General features: G+C 59.7%; 12 protein-coding genes and 2 pseudogenes. 10 read left to right on the top strand and 4 right to left on the bottom strand.

Annotated elements, in window-relative coordinates; translation table 11 throughout:
* From ACQKP2_RS28990 to ACQKP2_RS28970, 5 genes and pseudogenes are all read left to right on the top strand, one after another.
* Positions 1-96: pseudogene (locus tag ACQKP2_RS28990) on the top strand (hypothetical protein); the annotation flags it as partial.
* A gap of 94 nt (positions 97-190) precedes the next feature.
* Positions 191-1,084 (top strand): hypothetical protein, encoded by an 894-nt coding sequence (locus tag ACQKP2_RS28985; RefSeq protein ID WP_427581626.1) that lies wholly within the window; start codon positions 191-193, stop codon positions 1,082-1,084.
* A gap of 19 nt (positions 1,085-1,103) precedes the next feature.
* Complete coding sequence (gene rplI, locus ACQKP2_RS28980) at positions 1,104-1,550, top strand: 50S ribosomal protein L9 (RefSeq protein WP_427581624.1); 447 nt, start codon at positions 1,104-1,106, stop codon at positions 1,548-1,550.
* Between the two features lie 133 nt (positions 1,551-1,683).
* Positions 1,684-3,081, top strand: a complete 1,398-nt coding sequence (gene dnaB / locus ACQKP2_RS28975) for a replicative DNA helicase (protein ID WP_427581622.1) — start codon at positions 1,684-1,686, stop codon at positions 3,079-3,081.
* A gap of 190 nt (positions 3,082-3,271) precedes the next feature.
* Positions 3,272-5,575 carry a YgiQ family radical SAM protein gene (locus tag ACQKP2_RS28970; protein WP_427581620.1) on the top strand — a complete coding sequence of 768 codons (2,304 nt, stop codon included), beginning with the start codon at positions 3,272-3,274 and terminating at the stop codon, positions 5,573-5,575.
* 171 nt (positions 5,576-5,746) lie between these two features.
* On the opposite strand, the gene ACQKP2_RS28965 is transcribed toward ACQKP2_RS28970, so the two are convergent.
* Complete coding sequence (locus ACQKP2_RS28965) at positions 5,747-6,334, bottom strand: TIGR00730 family Rossman fold protein (RefSeq protein ID WP_427581618.1); 588 nt, start codon at positions 6,332-6,334, stop codon at positions 5,747-5,749.
* 344 nt (positions 6,335-6,678) lie between these two features.
* On the opposite strand from ACQKP2_RS28965, the gene azu reads away from it, so the two are divergent.
* Positions 6,679-7,125, top strand: a complete 447-nt coding sequence (gene azu / locus ACQKP2_RS28960) for an azurin (RefSeq protein WP_427581616.1) — start codon at positions 6,679-6,681, stop codon at positions 7,123-7,125.
* Positions 7,126-7,297: 172 nt separating this feature from the next.
* On the opposite strand, the gene nadE is transcribed toward azu, so the two are convergent.
* The 3 genes from nadE to ACQKP2_RS28945 form a co-directional block, all read right to left on the bottom strand.
* Positions 7,298-8,125 carry an ammonia-dependent NAD(+) synthetase gene (gene nadE / locus ACQKP2_RS28955; protein ID WP_427581614.1) on the bottom strand — a complete coding sequence of 276 codons (828 nt, stop codon included), beginning with the start codon at positions 8,123-8,125 and terminating at the stop codon, positions 7,298-7,300.
* A 4-nt stretch (positions 8,126-8,129) separates the two neighbouring features.
* The gene (pncB, locus tag ACQKP2_RS28950) at positions 8,130-9,353 is read right to left on the bottom strand and encodes a nicotinate phosphoribosyltransferase (protein WP_427581612.1); all 1,224 of its coding nucleotides are present in this window, start codon (positions 9,351-9,353) and stop codon (positions 8,130-8,132) included.
* A gap of 188 nt (positions 9,354-9,541) precedes the next feature.
* A complete protein-coding gene (locus tag ACQKP2_RS28945) occupies positions 9,542-10,444 on the bottom strand; it encodes a LysR family transcriptional regulator (RefSeq protein ID WP_427581610.1) in 903 nt (300 codons plus the stop codon).
* A 175-nt stretch (positions 10,445-10,619) separates the two neighbouring features.
* On the opposite strand from ACQKP2_RS28945, the gene amaB reads away from it, so the two are divergent.
* From amaB to ACQKP2_RS28925, 4 genes and pseudogenes are all read left to right on the top strand, one after another.
* Complete coding sequence (amaB, locus tag ACQKP2_RS28940) at positions 10,620-12,110, top strand: L-piperidine-6-carboxylate dehydrogenase (RefSeq protein ID WP_427581608.1); 1,491 nt, start codon at positions 10,620-10,622, stop codon at positions 12,108-12,110.
* A 150-nt stretch (positions 12,111-12,260) separates the two neighbouring features.
* Entirely contained in the window at positions 12,261-13,544 is a 1,284-nt protein-coding gene (gene amaA, locus ACQKP2_RS28935; RefSeq protein WP_427581606.1) for an L-pipecolate oxidase, read from the top strand.
* 364 nt (positions 13,545-13,908) lie between these two features.
* Entirely contained in the window at positions 13,909-15,042 is a 1,134-nt protein-coding gene (locus tag ACQKP2_RS28930; protein ID WP_427581604.1) for an ABC transporter substrate-binding protein, read from the top strand.
* Positions 15,043-15,281: 239 nt separating this feature from the next.
* Positions 15,282-15,386 (top strand): annotated as a pseudogene (locus ACQKP2_RS28925) (branched-chain amino acid ABC transporter permease LivH); the annotation flags it as partial.

Below are 15,386 nucleotides of genomic sequence, written 5' to 3'. Positions count from 1 at the left end.
CCCCTGGAAAAACTCGGCATACACAGTGCCCGGCGCCTGGCCTTCCACTGCCCCTGCACCTTGCAGCATGCGCAGAAACTCGGTGGTGCGGTGGACTATCAAGCGCGCCCGCTTCCTGGCCTTGCTGGCCTACACCGACAGCCACGGCCGCTGAGACCGGGTAGTCGATACGTAGCAAAGGATTGAATGTATGCGTGCCTTGGCTGAGTTCATCATGCGGGGCCGTATGCAGGCCACTCTGGTAGTGGCTGGATGTGCGGCATTGCCGTTGTTGTATTGGTTGGGTGCTGCCGCCGGATGCCTCGTGCTCCTGCGGCGCGGATTGAGGGATGCCCAGGGGGTTCTTGCCCTGGGACTGCTGCCGGCATTGATCTGGTGGCTTTACTCCGACGACCCGAGGGCGGTTCTTGTACTGCTGGGGTCTGCGAGCCTTGCGTTGGTTTTGCGCGCAAGTGAGTCCTGGAACCGCGTGCTGCTGGTCAGCGTAGCAATGGGTGTGGTGTTTTCAGTGGTGCTGGGGACGGCTTTTGGTCCTCAGATCGAGATGCTGGCGCAGGCTTTGATTAAGGTCATGCCGTCGCTACTCGGTGAGGTCTACCAGCAAATGTCGGTAGACGAACAAGCGCGATTCGCGTCCCTGATTGCACCCATCCTGACCGGCCTGATTGCGGCCTTGTTGCAAATCGTCAGTGTGCTGAGCCTGATTGTCGGGCGCTACTGGCAGGCGTTGTTGTACAACCCGGGTGGTTTCGGTCGCGAGTTTCGCGCCATTCGAATCCCGCTGGGACCCGCGATGTTGCTGCTGGCGGGCATGGTTGTTACACCGAATTTCGGTGTTCAGATGTCCATGCTTGTGCCGTTGTGCAGCGTACCGCTGGTTTTCGCCGGGCTGGCCCTGATTCACGGGCTGGTGGCGCAAAAGCGGCTGGCCAGATTCTGGCTGGTGGGGTTGTACGTCACGCTGTTGCTGTTCATGCAGCTGATCTATCCGTTGCTGGTGGTCCTGGCCATCGTCGACAGCCTGATTGATTTTCGCGGTCGTCTGGCGCCGAAAGACGCCGATAACGCGAACGGTGAAGGTTAAAAGTTAAGAGGATTTTCACATGCAACTGATCCTTCTGGAAAAAGTCACCAACCTGGGCAACCTGGGTGACAAAGTGAACGTTAAGGCTGGTTACGGTCGTAACTACCTGCTGCCTTACGGCAAGGCAACCGCTGCGACCCCAGCCAACCTGGCTGCGTTCGAAGAGCGTCGCGCCGAGCTGGAAAAAGCTGCAGCAGAGCGTAAAGCTTCGGCTGAAAGCCGCGCTGCCCAACTGGCCGAGCTGGAAGTGACCATCACTGCCACCGCTGGCGACGAAGGCAAGCTGTTCGGTTCGATCGGCACCCACGACATCGCTGATGCACTGACCGCCTCCGGCGTTGAAGTTGCAAAAAGCGAAGTTCGTCTGCCGAACGGCACCATCCGCAACGTTGGTGAATTCGACGTGGCTGTGCACCTGCACGCCGAAGTTGAAGCCACCGTACGCGTTGTCGTGGTAGCAGCTTAAGCAGTACTTGTCGGCTGGCACCCTCGGGTGCTTGCCGGTAACATCGGGCACGATCCTGTTTACAGGTCGTGCCCTTTGTCTTTCTGGTAACTCCAGTTTTCAATCCTTGCTCTTCCTCAAGAACCAAGTGGCCATGAACGAAATCTCCGCTCCCGAGCAATACGATCTGCAAACCGCCGCGCTGAAGGTGCCGCCACACTCCATCGAAGCCGAACAGGCTGTACTCGGTGGTCTGATGCTGGACAACAACGCCTGGGAGCGTGTGCTCGATCAAGTCTCCGACGGCGATTTCTATCGACATGACCACCGACTGATTTTCCGTGCGATCGCCAAGCTGGCCGATCAGAACATGCCGATCGACGTCGTGACCCTGTCCGAGCAACTGGACAAGGAGGGCCAGACTTCGCAGGTCGGCGGCCTCGGTTACCTGGGTGAGCTGGCAAAAAACACGCCGTCTGTCGCCAACATCAAGGCCTATGCACAGATCGTTCGCCAGCGTGCGACCCTGCGCCAACTGATCGGCATCAGCAACGAGATCGCCGACAGTGCCTTCAATCCGGAAGGCCGTACCGCCGAAGAAATTCTCGATGAAGCCGAGCGGCAGATCTTCCAGATTGCCGAAGCGCGGCCCAAGACTGGCGGCCCCGTGGGCGTCAACGAGCTGCTGACCAAGGCCATTGATCGCATCGACACCCTGTTCAACACCTCCGACGCAATTACCGGCCTGTCCACCGGCTATACCGACCTCGACGAGAAGACCAGCGGCCTGCAACCGGCCGACCTGATCATCGTCGCCGGTCGTCCGTCGATGGGTAAGACCACCTTTGCGATGAACCTGGTGGAAAACGCCGTGTTGCGCAGCGACAAGGCTGTATTGGTTTACTCGCTGGAGATGCCAGGCGAATCGCTGATCATGCGTATGCTTTCGTCCCTGGGACGTATCGACCAGACCAAGGTGCGTTCCGGCCAACTGGAAGATGACGACTGGCCGCGCCTGACCTCGGCGGTCAACCTGCTCAATGATCGCAAGCTGTTCATTGACGACACGGCCGGTATCAGCCCGTCTGAAATGCGTGCACGCACCCGGCGCCTGGTGCGCGAACACGGTGAGATCGGGCTGATCATGATCGACTACCTGCAGTTGATGCAGATTCCGGGTTCCAGTGGTGACAACCGAACCAACGAGATTTCCGAAATCTCCCGTTCCCTGAAGGCGCTGGCCAAAGAGTTCAACTGCCCGGTGGTGGCATTGTCCCAGCTCAACCGCTCCCTGGAGCAGCGGCCCAACAAGCGTCCGGTGAACTCCGACTTGCGGGAATCCGGAGCGATCGAGCAGGACGCCGACGTGATCATGTTCGTATACCGCGACGAGGTGTACCACCCGGAAACCGAGCACAAGGGTATTGCCGAAATCATCATCGGCAAGCAGCGGAACGGTCCGATCGGCTTTATTCGCCTGGCGTTCATTGGTAAATACACCCGGTTCGAGAACCTGGCGCCGGGCAGCTACAACTTCGACGATGATGAGTAAGCTCATCAGCGCCTGACAGGGCCTCTTCGCGGGCGAGCCTCGCTCCTACAGGTCTGCGTGAACTGTAGGAGCGAGGCTCGCCCGCGAATGAGGTACCACCAATTTCCGACCATGGCCGTCGGAATTGGTCAAAATTTGTGCTATATTCCGCGCCCGCGAAATTCAATGAAAGCCAACATCGGTTATCGACATGCAAGCAGCCAAGCCGTTATTTGACTATCCCAAGTACTGGGCCGAATGTTTCGGGCCGGCGCCATTCCTGCCGATGAGCAGGGAGGAGATGGATCAGCTCGGCTGGGATTCGTGCGACATCATCATTGTCACGGGCGATGCCTACGTCGACCACCCATCGTTCGGCATGGCAATCATTGGCCGGCTGCTGGAGTCCCAGGGCTTCCGCGTCGGGATCATTGCCCAGCCTGACTGGCAGTCCAAAGACGACTTCATGAAGCTCGGCGAGCCGAACCTGTTCTTCGGCGTCGCGGCCGGCAACATGGACTCGATGATCAACCGCTACACCGCAGACAAGAAAATCCGTTCCGATGACGCTTACACGCCAGGTGGCCTGGCCGGCAAGCGTCCGGACCGCGCGAGCCTGGTTTACAGCCAGCGTTGCAAGGAAGCCTACAAGCACGTGCCGATCGTGCTGGGCGGCATCGAGGCATCCCTGCGCCGCATCGCCCACTACGACTACTGGCAGGACCGGGTGCGCAACTCGATCCTCATAGACGCCAGCGCCGACATCCTGCTGTACGGCAACGCCGAGCGTGCCATTGTCGAAGTCGCCCAGCGCTTGTCCTACGGTCAGAAGATCGAAGACATCACCGATGTGCGCGGCACCGCGTTTATCCGTCGCGATACGCCCAAAGACTGGTACGAAGTCGATTCCACGCGCATCGATCGTCCGGGCAAGATCGACAAGATCATCAACCCGTACGTGAACACCCAAGACACTGCTGCTTGCGCCATCGAGCAGGAAAAGGGCCCGGTGGAAGACCCACAGGAAGCCAAGGTTGTACAGATCCTGGCCAGCCCGAAAATGACCCGCGACAAAACGGTGATCCGTCTGCCGTCGGTGGAAAAAGTCCGTAATGACGCGGTGCTCTATGCCCACGCCAACCGTGTACTGCACCTGGAAACCAACCCTGGCAACGCCCGTGCGCTGGTCCAGAAGCATGGCGAAGTCGACGTCTGGTTCAACCCGCCGCCGATTCCGATGACCACCGAGGAAATGGACTACGTGTTCGGCATGCCGTATCAGCGCATCCCGCACCCGGCGTATGGCAAGGCGAAAATCCCGGCCTACGAGATGATCCGTTTTTCGGTGAACATCATGCGTGGCTGCTTCGGCGGCTGCACCTTCTGTTCCATCACCGAACACGAAGGCCGGATCATCCAGAACCGTTCCGAAGAGTCGATCATTCGCGAGATCGAAGAAATTCGCGACAAGGTTCCGGGTTTTACCGGCGTCATTTCCGATCTCGGCGGCCCGACCGCGAACATGTACCGCATTGCATGCAAGAGCCCGGAAATCGAATCCGCGTGCCGCAAGCCTTCCTGCGTGTTCCCAGGCATCTGCCCGAACCTGAACACCGATCACTCGTCGCTGATTCAGCTTTATCGCAGTGCCCGTGCGTTGCCGGGCGTGAAGAAAATCCTCATCGCTTCCGGCTTGCGCTACGACCTTGCGGTCGAGTCGCCGGAGTACGTCAAGGAGCTGGTGACCCACCACGTCGGTGGCTACCTGAAGATTGCCCCGGAACACACCGAGGAAGGTCCGCTCAATCAGATGATGAAGCCGGGTATCGGTACTTATGACCGGTTCAAGCGCATGTTCGAGAAGTTCTCGAAGGAAGCCGGGAAAGAGCAATACCTGATTCCGTACTTCATCGCCGCCCACCCGGGTACGACCGACGAAGACATGATGAACCTGGCCCTGTGGCTCAAGGGCAACGGATTCCGTGCCGACCAGGTGCAGGCTTTCTACCCGTCGCCGATGGCCAGCGCCACCGCCATGTACCACTCGGGCAAGAACCCGCTGCGCAAGGTCACCTACAAGAGCGACTCGGTGGTCATCGTCAAGAGCGAAGAGCAGCGTCGCCTGCACAAGGCGTTCCTGCGCTATCACGACCCGAAAGGCTGGCCGATGCTGCGCGAAGCGTTGATCCGCATGGGCCGGGGCGACTTGATCGGGCCGGGCAAGCACCAGTTGATCCCGCTGCACCAGCCATCCGCCGACAGCTACCACAGTGCCCGTCGCAAGAACTCGACGCCGGCCGGCAGCCACAAGGTTGCAGGGGAAAAGACCACCAAGATCCTGACCCAGCACACGGGATTGCCGCCACGCGCCAGCGACGGCGGCAATCCGTGGGACAAGCGCGAACAGGCCAAGGCGGCGGCATTCGCCCGCAACCAGCAGGCGGCCAAGGAGCGCAAGGACGCGGCCAAAGGCAAGGGACCCAAGCAGGGTCGCAAACCGGTCGTACCGCGCTAAGCTGCCCTTGAGATGAACAGAACGCCAACCTTCGGGTTGGCGTTTTGCATTCCTCTCCCTGTAGGAGCGAGCAAGCTCGCGATGGACGACGGGGCACCGCGGGGTGTCAGGTTGCCCGCGTTATCGTTGACCGCCATCGCGAGCTTGCTCGCTCCTACAGGGGGCAGGCGATCAGTCGGGCTTTTGCTCGACCCACTTCGGCGCAACGCTCGGTTGCCAGTTATCGAGGGCGTCGAGCAGCGTGGTCGGCGATTCGCTGACTTGCAGCATGTCGCGGTGCGCGCCACGCACGAAACCTTCGCTGACGATGTGGTCGAGGAATCCGGTGAGTTTGCTGTAGAAGCCGTTCACTTCCAGCAAACCCAGCGGTTTGCCGTGATAACCCAATTGGCCCCAGGTCCAGACCTCGAACAGTTCTTCGAGTGTGCCCAGGCCACCGGGCAGGGCGATGAACGCGTCGCTGAGTTCAGCCATTCGTGCCTTGCGAGCGTGCATACCGTCCACCACTTCCAGGCGAGTCAGCCCTTTATGGCCGATTTCCTTGTCCATGAGACTTTGCGGAATGATGCCAACCACCTCACCGCCGGCGGCCAGCGCGGCATCGGCCACGATGCCCATCAGGCCGACGGCACCCCCGCCATACACCAGTGTCAGCTTGCGTTCGGCCAATGCCCGGCCCAGCGCAATGGCGGCGTCACGGTAAGCCGGGTTCGTGCCGGTACTGGCACCACAAAATACACATACGGATGCTAAAGACATGCCTTACTCCATGGTCGATCAGGGCCACAGAGTAAAGGCAGGCGTGCGTCGCTCCAAGGACTAAACTTCTCGCCTGGGCGTTTCGTACGTACCGCTGGCGCCGCAGGCATAGGCGGCAAGCAGGCTGCATAACAGGCTATTGAGGGTCATGTCAGGGGCTCCGATCAGTGATGATGGGCTGATCATAGGGCCGGGCCAGAGCTTTGGCCGGTAGATTGTCTTGATGGGTGCCATAGCTCAAAAGTTGTATACAATTTTTGATTCAAGTCATATGAACTTGCGAAGTTTTCAGGCAGTCTTCTGTCCACTCGCATTTCTCGTTAACCCTGCCTTGGAGATTCACCATGTTTGCCAAACTCGTTGCGGTATCCCTGTTGACACTGGCCAGCAGCCAATTGATGGCTGCCGAGTGCAAAGTCACCGTTGACTCCACAGACCAAATGTCCTTCAACACCAAGGCCATTGAAATCGACAAGAGCTGCAAAACCTTCACCGTTGAACTGACTCATTCCGGCAGTTTGCCGAAAAACGTCATGGGTCATAACTGGGTGTTGAGCAAAGAGGCCGACATGCAGCCGATCGCCACCGACGGCTTGAGCGCCGGTATCGAGAAGAATTACTTGAAGGAAGGCGACGCCCGTATCATTGCCCACACCAAGATCGTCGGCGCCAATGAAACCGACTCGGTGACCTTCGATGTGTCGAAACTCGATCCAGCTGAAAAATACGGTTTCTTCTGCTCGTTCCCGGGCCACATCTCGATGATGAAAGGCACCGTGACCCTGAAATAACCTGAAACACCGCGTCATCGTTCATCGCGAGCAGGCTCGCTCCCACAGATTTGGCGCAGTCGATGTGGGAGCGAGCCTGCTCGCGAAAGGGCCATTAGCATCAACGAATGCAGTGGCCAAAAAAAGCCCGCTGCGGATCACTCCGCAGCGGGCTTTTTCATTCATTCACACCTCAAGGCGCAAACGGCATCACGCGCTTGTGATGGGTCTTGTTGTAGGTGTTCACGATGATCTTGAACGCTTCCTCGCGCACCGGATGGCCGTGCAGGAAGGCGTCGATCTCGGCGTAAGTCACGCCGTGGGACGCTTCGTCCGGTTTGCCGGGGGCCAGGTCTTCGAGGTCGGCGGTGGGGACTTTTTCCACCAGCGATTCCGGCGCGCCAAAGCTGCGGGCAATTGCCCGGACCTGATTTTTCACCAGGCCGCTCAGTGGCGCCAGGTCGCAGGCGCCATCACCGAACTTGGTGAAAAAGCCCATGACCGCTTCGGCTGCGTGATCGGTACCGATCACCAGGCCATGAGCCGCGCCGGCGATGGTGTACTGGGCGACCATGCGCATCCGCGCCTTGGTGTTGCCCAGCACGAAATCCACCGAGACCGCCTGCTTGCCTTCGAATGCCGCGACTTCGCTGGCCAGGGATTTGACTGCCGGGCCGATGTTCACCGTATGGCGCTCATCCGGCTCGATGAAGTCCACCGATGCCTGGGCATCGTGTTCATCGAACTGGATTTCGTACGGCAAGCGCACGGCGATGAACTTGTAGCTGTCGTCACCCGTGCGTTGGCGCAGTTCAACCATGGCGCGCTGGGCCAGCAGGCCGGCGGTCAGGGAGTCGACGCCGCCGCTGATGCCCAGCACCAGCGTCTTGAGCCCGGAATTCACCAGGCAGTCTTGGATGAAGGTAATCCGTCGGGCGACTTCCGCTTCAAGAGCGGCCTGGTCGGCAAATGGCGGTTGGACCTTGAGCTGTTCAGCAATCTCACGCTGTACGGCTTGCATGAATTCACTCCTTGCCAGATAGGCTGGATGGGGCAGGTACTTGGAAAACGTGGCGCAAATAGGCGACGAAATTCGGGTCTTTGCAGTGAGTCTTGCCTGGCTCGTCGGAGATCTTCGCCACCGGCGCGCCGTTGCAGGCGGTCATTTTAAGCACGATGCTCATCGGTTCGACACCCGGAATATCGCATGTCAGGTTGGTGCCGATACCGAAGCTGACGTTGATTCGTCCATGCAGTGCCCGGAATATTTCCAGGGATTTGGGCAGCGTCAGGCTATCGGAGAACACCAGCGTCTTGCTCATCGGGTCTATGCCGAGTCTGTGATAGTGCGCGATGGCTTTTTCCGCCCACTGCACCGGATCACCGGAGTCGTGACGCAAACCGTCGAAGAGCTTGGCGAAAAACAGATCGAAATCGCCAAGGAAAGCATCGCTGGTGATGCAATCGGTCAGGGCGATCCCCAGCAGGCCGCGATACTCGCGGACCCAGCAATCGAGGGCGGCAATCTGGCTGTCTATCAGACGCGGGCCGAGTTGCTGGTGGGCCATGATCCATTCGTGGGCCATGGTCCCCAGCGGCTTCATGTCCAGCTCCCGGGACAGGTGCACGTTGCTGGTGCCGACGAAACGGCCGGGAAAGTCGTGCTTGAGCACGTTCACCACTTCTTCCTGTACCCGGTACGAGAAACGACGTCGGGTGCCGAAATCGGCTACCTGCAGGTGCGCCAATTCATCGTCGCTGGCGTTGGCGGCGAGCCAGTCGAACTTGCGATAGAGCTGTTCACGCGCCTGTTCCAGGACAATTTCCCGGTAGCGATAGCGGTTACGCACCTCGCTGACCATTGCCAGAATCGGCACCTCGAACAGGATCACATGCAACCAGGGGCCACGCAGGCGGATAAACAGCTCACCGTTTTCGATGCCCGTGTGGATATAGCGCAAGTTGAAGCGAAACAGCCCGAGAAAACGCAGGAAATCCGGTTTCAGAAAGGAAATTCTTTCCAGGAAGCTCAACTGATCGGCGCTCAGGCTCAACTCGGCCAGGCGCTCGATCTGGAAGCGGATTTCCGCCAGGTACGGACGCAAGTCCTCGCTGTTACGGCAACGAAACTCCCATTCGACTTCCACGTTCGGGTAGTTGTGCAGCACCGCCTGCATCATCGTCAGCTTGTAGAAGTCGGTGTCGAGCAGGTTCTGCACGATGCGATCGGCAAACACACTCTCGCTCATAACGGGGACTCTCCATGGGGAATAGAGACAGTGGCGCATATCGCCGGTGGAAATTGCCAGCGATTTTTGCGCTGAACCTCTGTAGGAGCGAGCAAGCTCGCGATGGTGGACAACGATGACGCTGGCTGTCTGACACCCCGCGGTGTTCTGTCGTTCATCGCGAGCTTGCTCGCTCCTACAGGGGGGCTTCAGGGTTGGGGCGTGTCGATCTGCTCCAGCATCCACCTCACGAAATCCCGTACCTTAGGCACTTCCGCCGAATGCTCCGGATACGCCAGGTAATAGGCATCGGTGCTGGGCATTGCATGCTGCCAGGGAATGACCAGTTTGCCTTCGGCCAGTTCTTCCTCCACCAGGAACCGTGGCAGCAAGGCCACGCCGCAGCCGACCTGGGCGGCGCGGATGCACATGTAGAAGGTTTCGAAGCGTGGGCCGTGGTAGCTGTGTTCGGTGTGGTAGCCCTGGCTGTCGAACCAGTCGTGCCAGGCCTGGGGACGGGAAGCGTTTTGCAGCAGGACAAGCTCGGTGAGCTGCGTCGGATCGGTGAAGGGCTGGGCCGGCAGGCTGCCGGGAGCACAGACGGGGACAAGCTCTTCACCGAACAGCTTCAGGCATTCCGTGCCGGGACGTGATCCCTGGCCGAAGTAGAACGCCAGGTCGCTGCGACCTTGCAGCAGGTCATCGGCCTCCTGCTCGCTGCACAGGTCCAGATGGATCGACGGATGGCGCAGGCGCCAGCCTTTGAGGCGTGGCACCAGCCACCGCGCTCCAAAAGTTGGCGGCGTCGAGACGCGCAAGACCTCTGTTTCACCGCCGTAGGAGCGCAGGTAATGGGTCGACATCTCGACCTGCGTGAGGATTTTTCGCACTTCAACCAGGTACAAATCGCCTGCTGGCGTCATTTGCAGGCGTCGGCGCACCCGGCGAAACAACAAGTGCTGTAACAGCTCTTCGAGCTGTGCGACCTGCTTGCTGACAGCGCTCTGCGTCAGGTTCAGCTCCTCGGCGGCCCGGGTGAAGCTCAAATGACGGGTCACGGCTTCGAAACATTGCAGGGCAGCGATCGATGGCAGATAGCGTTTGTTCAGCATGGGCGGTCCTTTGTACTTGTCTCTTTATTGCCAGCAATGCACAGCATGAATAAACGGAATGATATCTCTCTTAAAGGTCGTTTGTTGAGTAACCTGCGGGGCGCTAAAACTACAGACCTGATCAGCCGTGATCGTGCGGCTGCACCTGTTCCGTTTTTTGCTTGAGGAGTGACCCATGGTTGCCGCATTGCTTGATCGTCTTGGAGTGAACCCGGCCCTGTACCAGAACGGCAAAGTGCCGGTGCATTCGCCCATCGACGGCAGTCGCATCGCCGCCGTGAACTGGGAAGGTGCCGCTGAAGTCGAGCAGCACATCAGTCGCGCAGATCATGCGTTCGAGCAGTGGCGCAAGGTTCCGGCCCCGCGTCGCGGCGAGCTGGTGCGTCAGTTCGGCGAAGTCCTGCGTCAATACAAGGCCGATCTCGGCGAGCTGGTGTCCTGGGAAGCCGGCAAGATCACCCAGGAAGGCCTGGGTGAAGTTCAGGAAATGATCGACATCTGCGACTTCGCCGTCGGCCTGTCCCGCCAGTTGTACGGCCTGACCATCGCCTCCGAGCGTCCAGGCCACCACATGCGCGAAACCTGGCATCCGCTGGGCGTTGTCGGCGTGATCAGCGCATTCAACTTCCCGGTGGCGGTCTGGGCCTGGAACACCGCGCTGGCGCTGGTTTGCGGCAACCCGGTGATCTGGAAACCGTCGGAAAAAACCCCACTGACCGCGCTGGCCTGCCAGGCGCTGTTCGATCGCGTACTGAAAAATTTCAGCGATGCGCCGGCGCACCTGTGCCAGGTCGTCATCGGTGGCCGCGACGCCGGCGAAGCCCTGGTCGATGACCCGCGCGTCGCGCTGGTCAGTGCCACCGGCAGCACCCGCATGGGCCGCGAAGTGGCGCCGAAAATCGCCGCACGTTTTGCCCGCAGCATTCTGGAACTGGGCGGCAACAACGCCATGATCCTCGGCCCAAGTGCCGACCTGGACATGGCGGTACGCGCGATTCTGTTCAGCGCCGTCGGCACCGCCGGTCAGCGTTGCACCACATTGCGTCGCCTGATCGCCCACGAGTCGGTCAAGGAAGAGATTGTCACTCGCCTCAAGGCCGCCTATTCCAAGGTGCGCATCGGTCATCCGCTGGAAGGCAACCTGGTCGGCCCGCTGATCGACAAACAAAGTTTCGACAATATGCAGGACGCGCTGGAGCAGGCGTTGAGCGAAGGTGGCAAGGTGTTTGGCGGCAAGCGTCAGCTTGAAGACAAGTTCCCGAATGCCTATTACGTTTCGCCGGCCATCGTCGAAATGCCGGAGCAGAGCGACGTGGTCCGCCACGAAACCTTTGCGCCGATCCTGTACGTGGTCGGTTACACGGACTTCAACGAAGCCCTGCGGTTGAACAACGCCGTGCCACAAGGCCTGTCGTCCTGCATCTTCACCACTGACGTGCGTGAAGCCGAGCAGTTCCTGTCGGCCGTGGGCAGCGACTGTGGCATTGCCAACGTCAACATCGGCCCGAGCGGTGCCGAAATCGGTGGTGCGTTCGGTGGCGAGAAAGAAACCGGTGGCGGCCGCGAATCCGGCTCCGATGCATGGCGCGCGTACATGCGCCGTCAGACCAACACCGTGAACTACTCGCTGGAGTTGCCGTTGGCGCAAGGGATTACGTTCGACTGATAGGCAAACCTGTAGGAGCGAGCATGCTCGCGATGGTCGTCAACGATGACGCGGGCTGTCTGATGCCCAGCGGTGCTCTGTCGTCCATCGCGAGCTTGCTCGCTCCTACATTGCATCGTGGGTTGGTTAGGTTTCTGATGGAGTCTGGCAATGCCGTTACGCGAAGAATGTCTGTGGGAAAAACTGACGCCGCAACGACCTGACCATGCGGCGCTCAAGGGAGAAGTAACGGCAGATGTCTGCGTCATCGGCGCCGGTTTTACCGGGCTGTCGGCGGCGGTGCATTTGCTGGAGCAAGGCAAGACAGTCTGTGTGCTGGAAGCCCATCGTGCCGGTCATGGCGGGTCGGGGCGCAACGTCGGGCTGGTCAACGCCGGGATGTGGATCCCGCCGGACGAGATCGAGGCCGGGTTCGGCCAGGCGGTCGGCAGTCAGCTCAATCGCATGCTGGGCGCGGCACCTTCATTGGTGTTCAGTCTGGTCGACAAATACAACATCGATTGCCAGTTGCGCCGCGAGGGCACGCTGCACATGGCGCACAACGCCCGTGGCGAAGCCGATCTGCGCAGTCGTGAAGAACAATGGAAGCGTCGTGGTGCGCCGGTGGAGCTGTTGACCGGAAAGGCGTGCGAGCAAGCGACGGGCACGAAAAAAATCGCTGCGGCATTGCTCGACCGTCGTGCCGGTACTCTCAACCCCATGGCCTTCACCACGGGGCTGGCCAAAGCGGCCGTCGGCCTTGGCGGTCGGTTGTTCGATCATTCCCCGGTCACTCGCCTGGAGCGCCAGGGGCAGCGTTGGTCGGTGCAGACTGCGCAGGGCTCGGTGCTGGCCGAGCAAGTGGTGATTGCCTCCAATGCGTACACGGAAGGCGACTGGACCGAGCTGCGGCGCAATTTCTTCCCCGGTTATTACTATCAAGTGGCGTCGGTGCCGTTGACCGACGAGGCTGCGCAACAAATCCTGCCGGGTGGCCAGGGTTCCTGGGACACCCGTCAGGTGCTCAGCAGTATTCGCCGGGACAAGGACGGGCGCCTGCTGCTCGGCAGCCTGGGAAATGGCAACCAGAAGCCGACCTGGTTTCTCAAGGCCTGGGCCGATCGGGTCCAGCAGCACTATTTCCCTTACCTCAAGTCGGTGGAGTGGGAATGCACCTGGACCGGTTGCATCGCCTTCACCCCCGATCACTTGATGCGGCTGTTCGAACCCGCCCCCGGCATAGTGGCAGTGACCGGTTACAACGGTCGTGGCGTGACCACAGGGACGGTGGTCGGCAAGGCGTTCGCCGATTATTTGTGTAACGGAAATCCTCAGGCGCTACCTATTCCCTTTGCACCCATGCAGCCACTGACCGGGGTGGGGCTGCGCAGTTGCCTGTACGAGGCGGGGTTCTCGCTGTATCACGCAGGCCAGTGCCTGCGGATCGTGATTTGATCAATTAAATTTGCTGCACAAAAGCGGCGCTTTTTCGATCAGCAGCTAGCCTGAAATGGTGCGGGTTGTAGCAGTCCCGCACCAGCAGTGTGCAGTTCGGTGACGCACGTTGTTACAGGCTGGTTGCACGTCGTTTAGTGCCGCGGTTGCAATGATGGCGCAGAGGGGTTGCGCCTGAAAAAAATACGGGTTTTACCCGCCGCGGTTTAGACGGTTGCACGCCCAATGAAAATGGGCCCGAAACAGTCGAAATAAGAATAAGGCAGCGACTTTTTTCAGAATAAAAAACCGATGGCACGGCCCTTGCTCTGAGCATTCAGTGAAGTCGCAGTGCCAATTAAAAAAAACCATGGAGCACCACCTCATGTCCCATACGTTTTACAAGAAAGGCTTTCTGGCTCTCGCAGTGGCTACTGCGTTGGGTGTTTCTGCGTTTGCTCAGGCTGACATCAAGATCGGCGTAGCAGGTCCAATGACGGGCGCCAACGCGGCGTTTGGCGAGCAATACATGAAGGGTGCACAGGCAGCGGCCGATGCGGTCAACGCAGCGGGCGGCGTCAACGGGGAAAAAATCGTACTGGTCAAGGGCGATGACGCCTGCGAACCGAAACAGGCGGTAACGGTCGCCAAGGACCTGACCAACCAGAAAGTCGCCGGCGTCGTCGGTCACTTCTGCTCCTCGTCGACCATCCCGGCCTCCGAGATCTACGACGAAGCGGGCATCATCGCAATCACTCCAGGCTCCACCAACCCACAGGTTACCGAACGCGGCCTGAGCGCCATGTTCCGTATGTGCGGTCGTGACGACCAGCAAGGCATCGTAGCCGGCGATTACATCGTCGACGTGCTCAAGGGCAAGAAGGTGGTCGTGCTGCACGACAAGGACACCTACGGCCAAGGCCTGGCTGACGCTACCAAGGCCCAGCTGGAAAAACGCGGCGTGAAGCCGGTGCTGTACGAAGGCCTGACTCGCGGCGAGAAAGACTTCAGCGCCGTGGTCACCAAGATCCGTGCGGCCGGTGCCGACGTGGTCTACTTCGGTGGTCTGCACCCGGAAGCCGGTCCACTGGTTAAACAACTGCGTACCGAAGGCCTGAAAGACGTGAAATTCATGTCCGACGACGGCATCGTGACCGACGAACTGGTGACCACCGCCGGCGGCCCGCAATACGTCGATGGCGTGCTGATGACCTTCGGCGCCGACCCACGCCTGCTGCCGGACAGCAAGACTGTCGTGGACGCCTTCCGCAAGGCCGGCACCGAGCCTGAAGGCTACACCCTGTACGCCTACGCGTCGGTTCAGACCCTGGCTGCAGCCTTCAACGGCGCCAAATCCAACAAGGGCGAAGATGCGGCTGCGTGGCTGAAGAAAAACCCGGTCAAAACCGTCATGGGCGAGAAGACCTGGGACAGCAAGGGTGACCTGAAAATCTCCGACTACGTGGTTTACCAGTGGGACAAGGACGGCAAATACCACCAGCTGGAAAAACAGAAGTAAGGGCTGACGCGATCGGCTGACTGCTGATCCCCTGTAGGAGCGAGCACGCTCGCGATGACGGACTGACAGACGACACATTCGTTGATGGTCAAACCGCAATCGCGAGCAGGCTCGCTCCCACAGTGATCGGTGGTTTGCCAGCCGATCGCGCCTGACATTGCTCCGACGTAAATCTGTATTTTCCTTAGAAGAACCGCCCACCCACAGGTGTCCAGGTTCTCATTGCGTGAGATTGCGTTATGGATGGTATTTTCCTGCAGCAAATGGTCAACGGCCTGACTCTCGGGTCGGTCTATGGCCTGATCGCCATCGGCTACACAATGGTCTACGGCATCATCGGCATG

The organism is Pseudomonas sp. NPDC089569 (assembly GCF_050280625.1).
Classification (GTDB): domain Bacteria; phylum Pseudomonadota; class Gammaproteobacteria; order Pseudomonadales; family Pseudomonadaceae; genus Aquipseudomonas.
The sequence above is the reverse complement of the archived record's forward strand: the minus strand, read 5'-3'. Positions and strand labels throughout refer to the sequence as shown.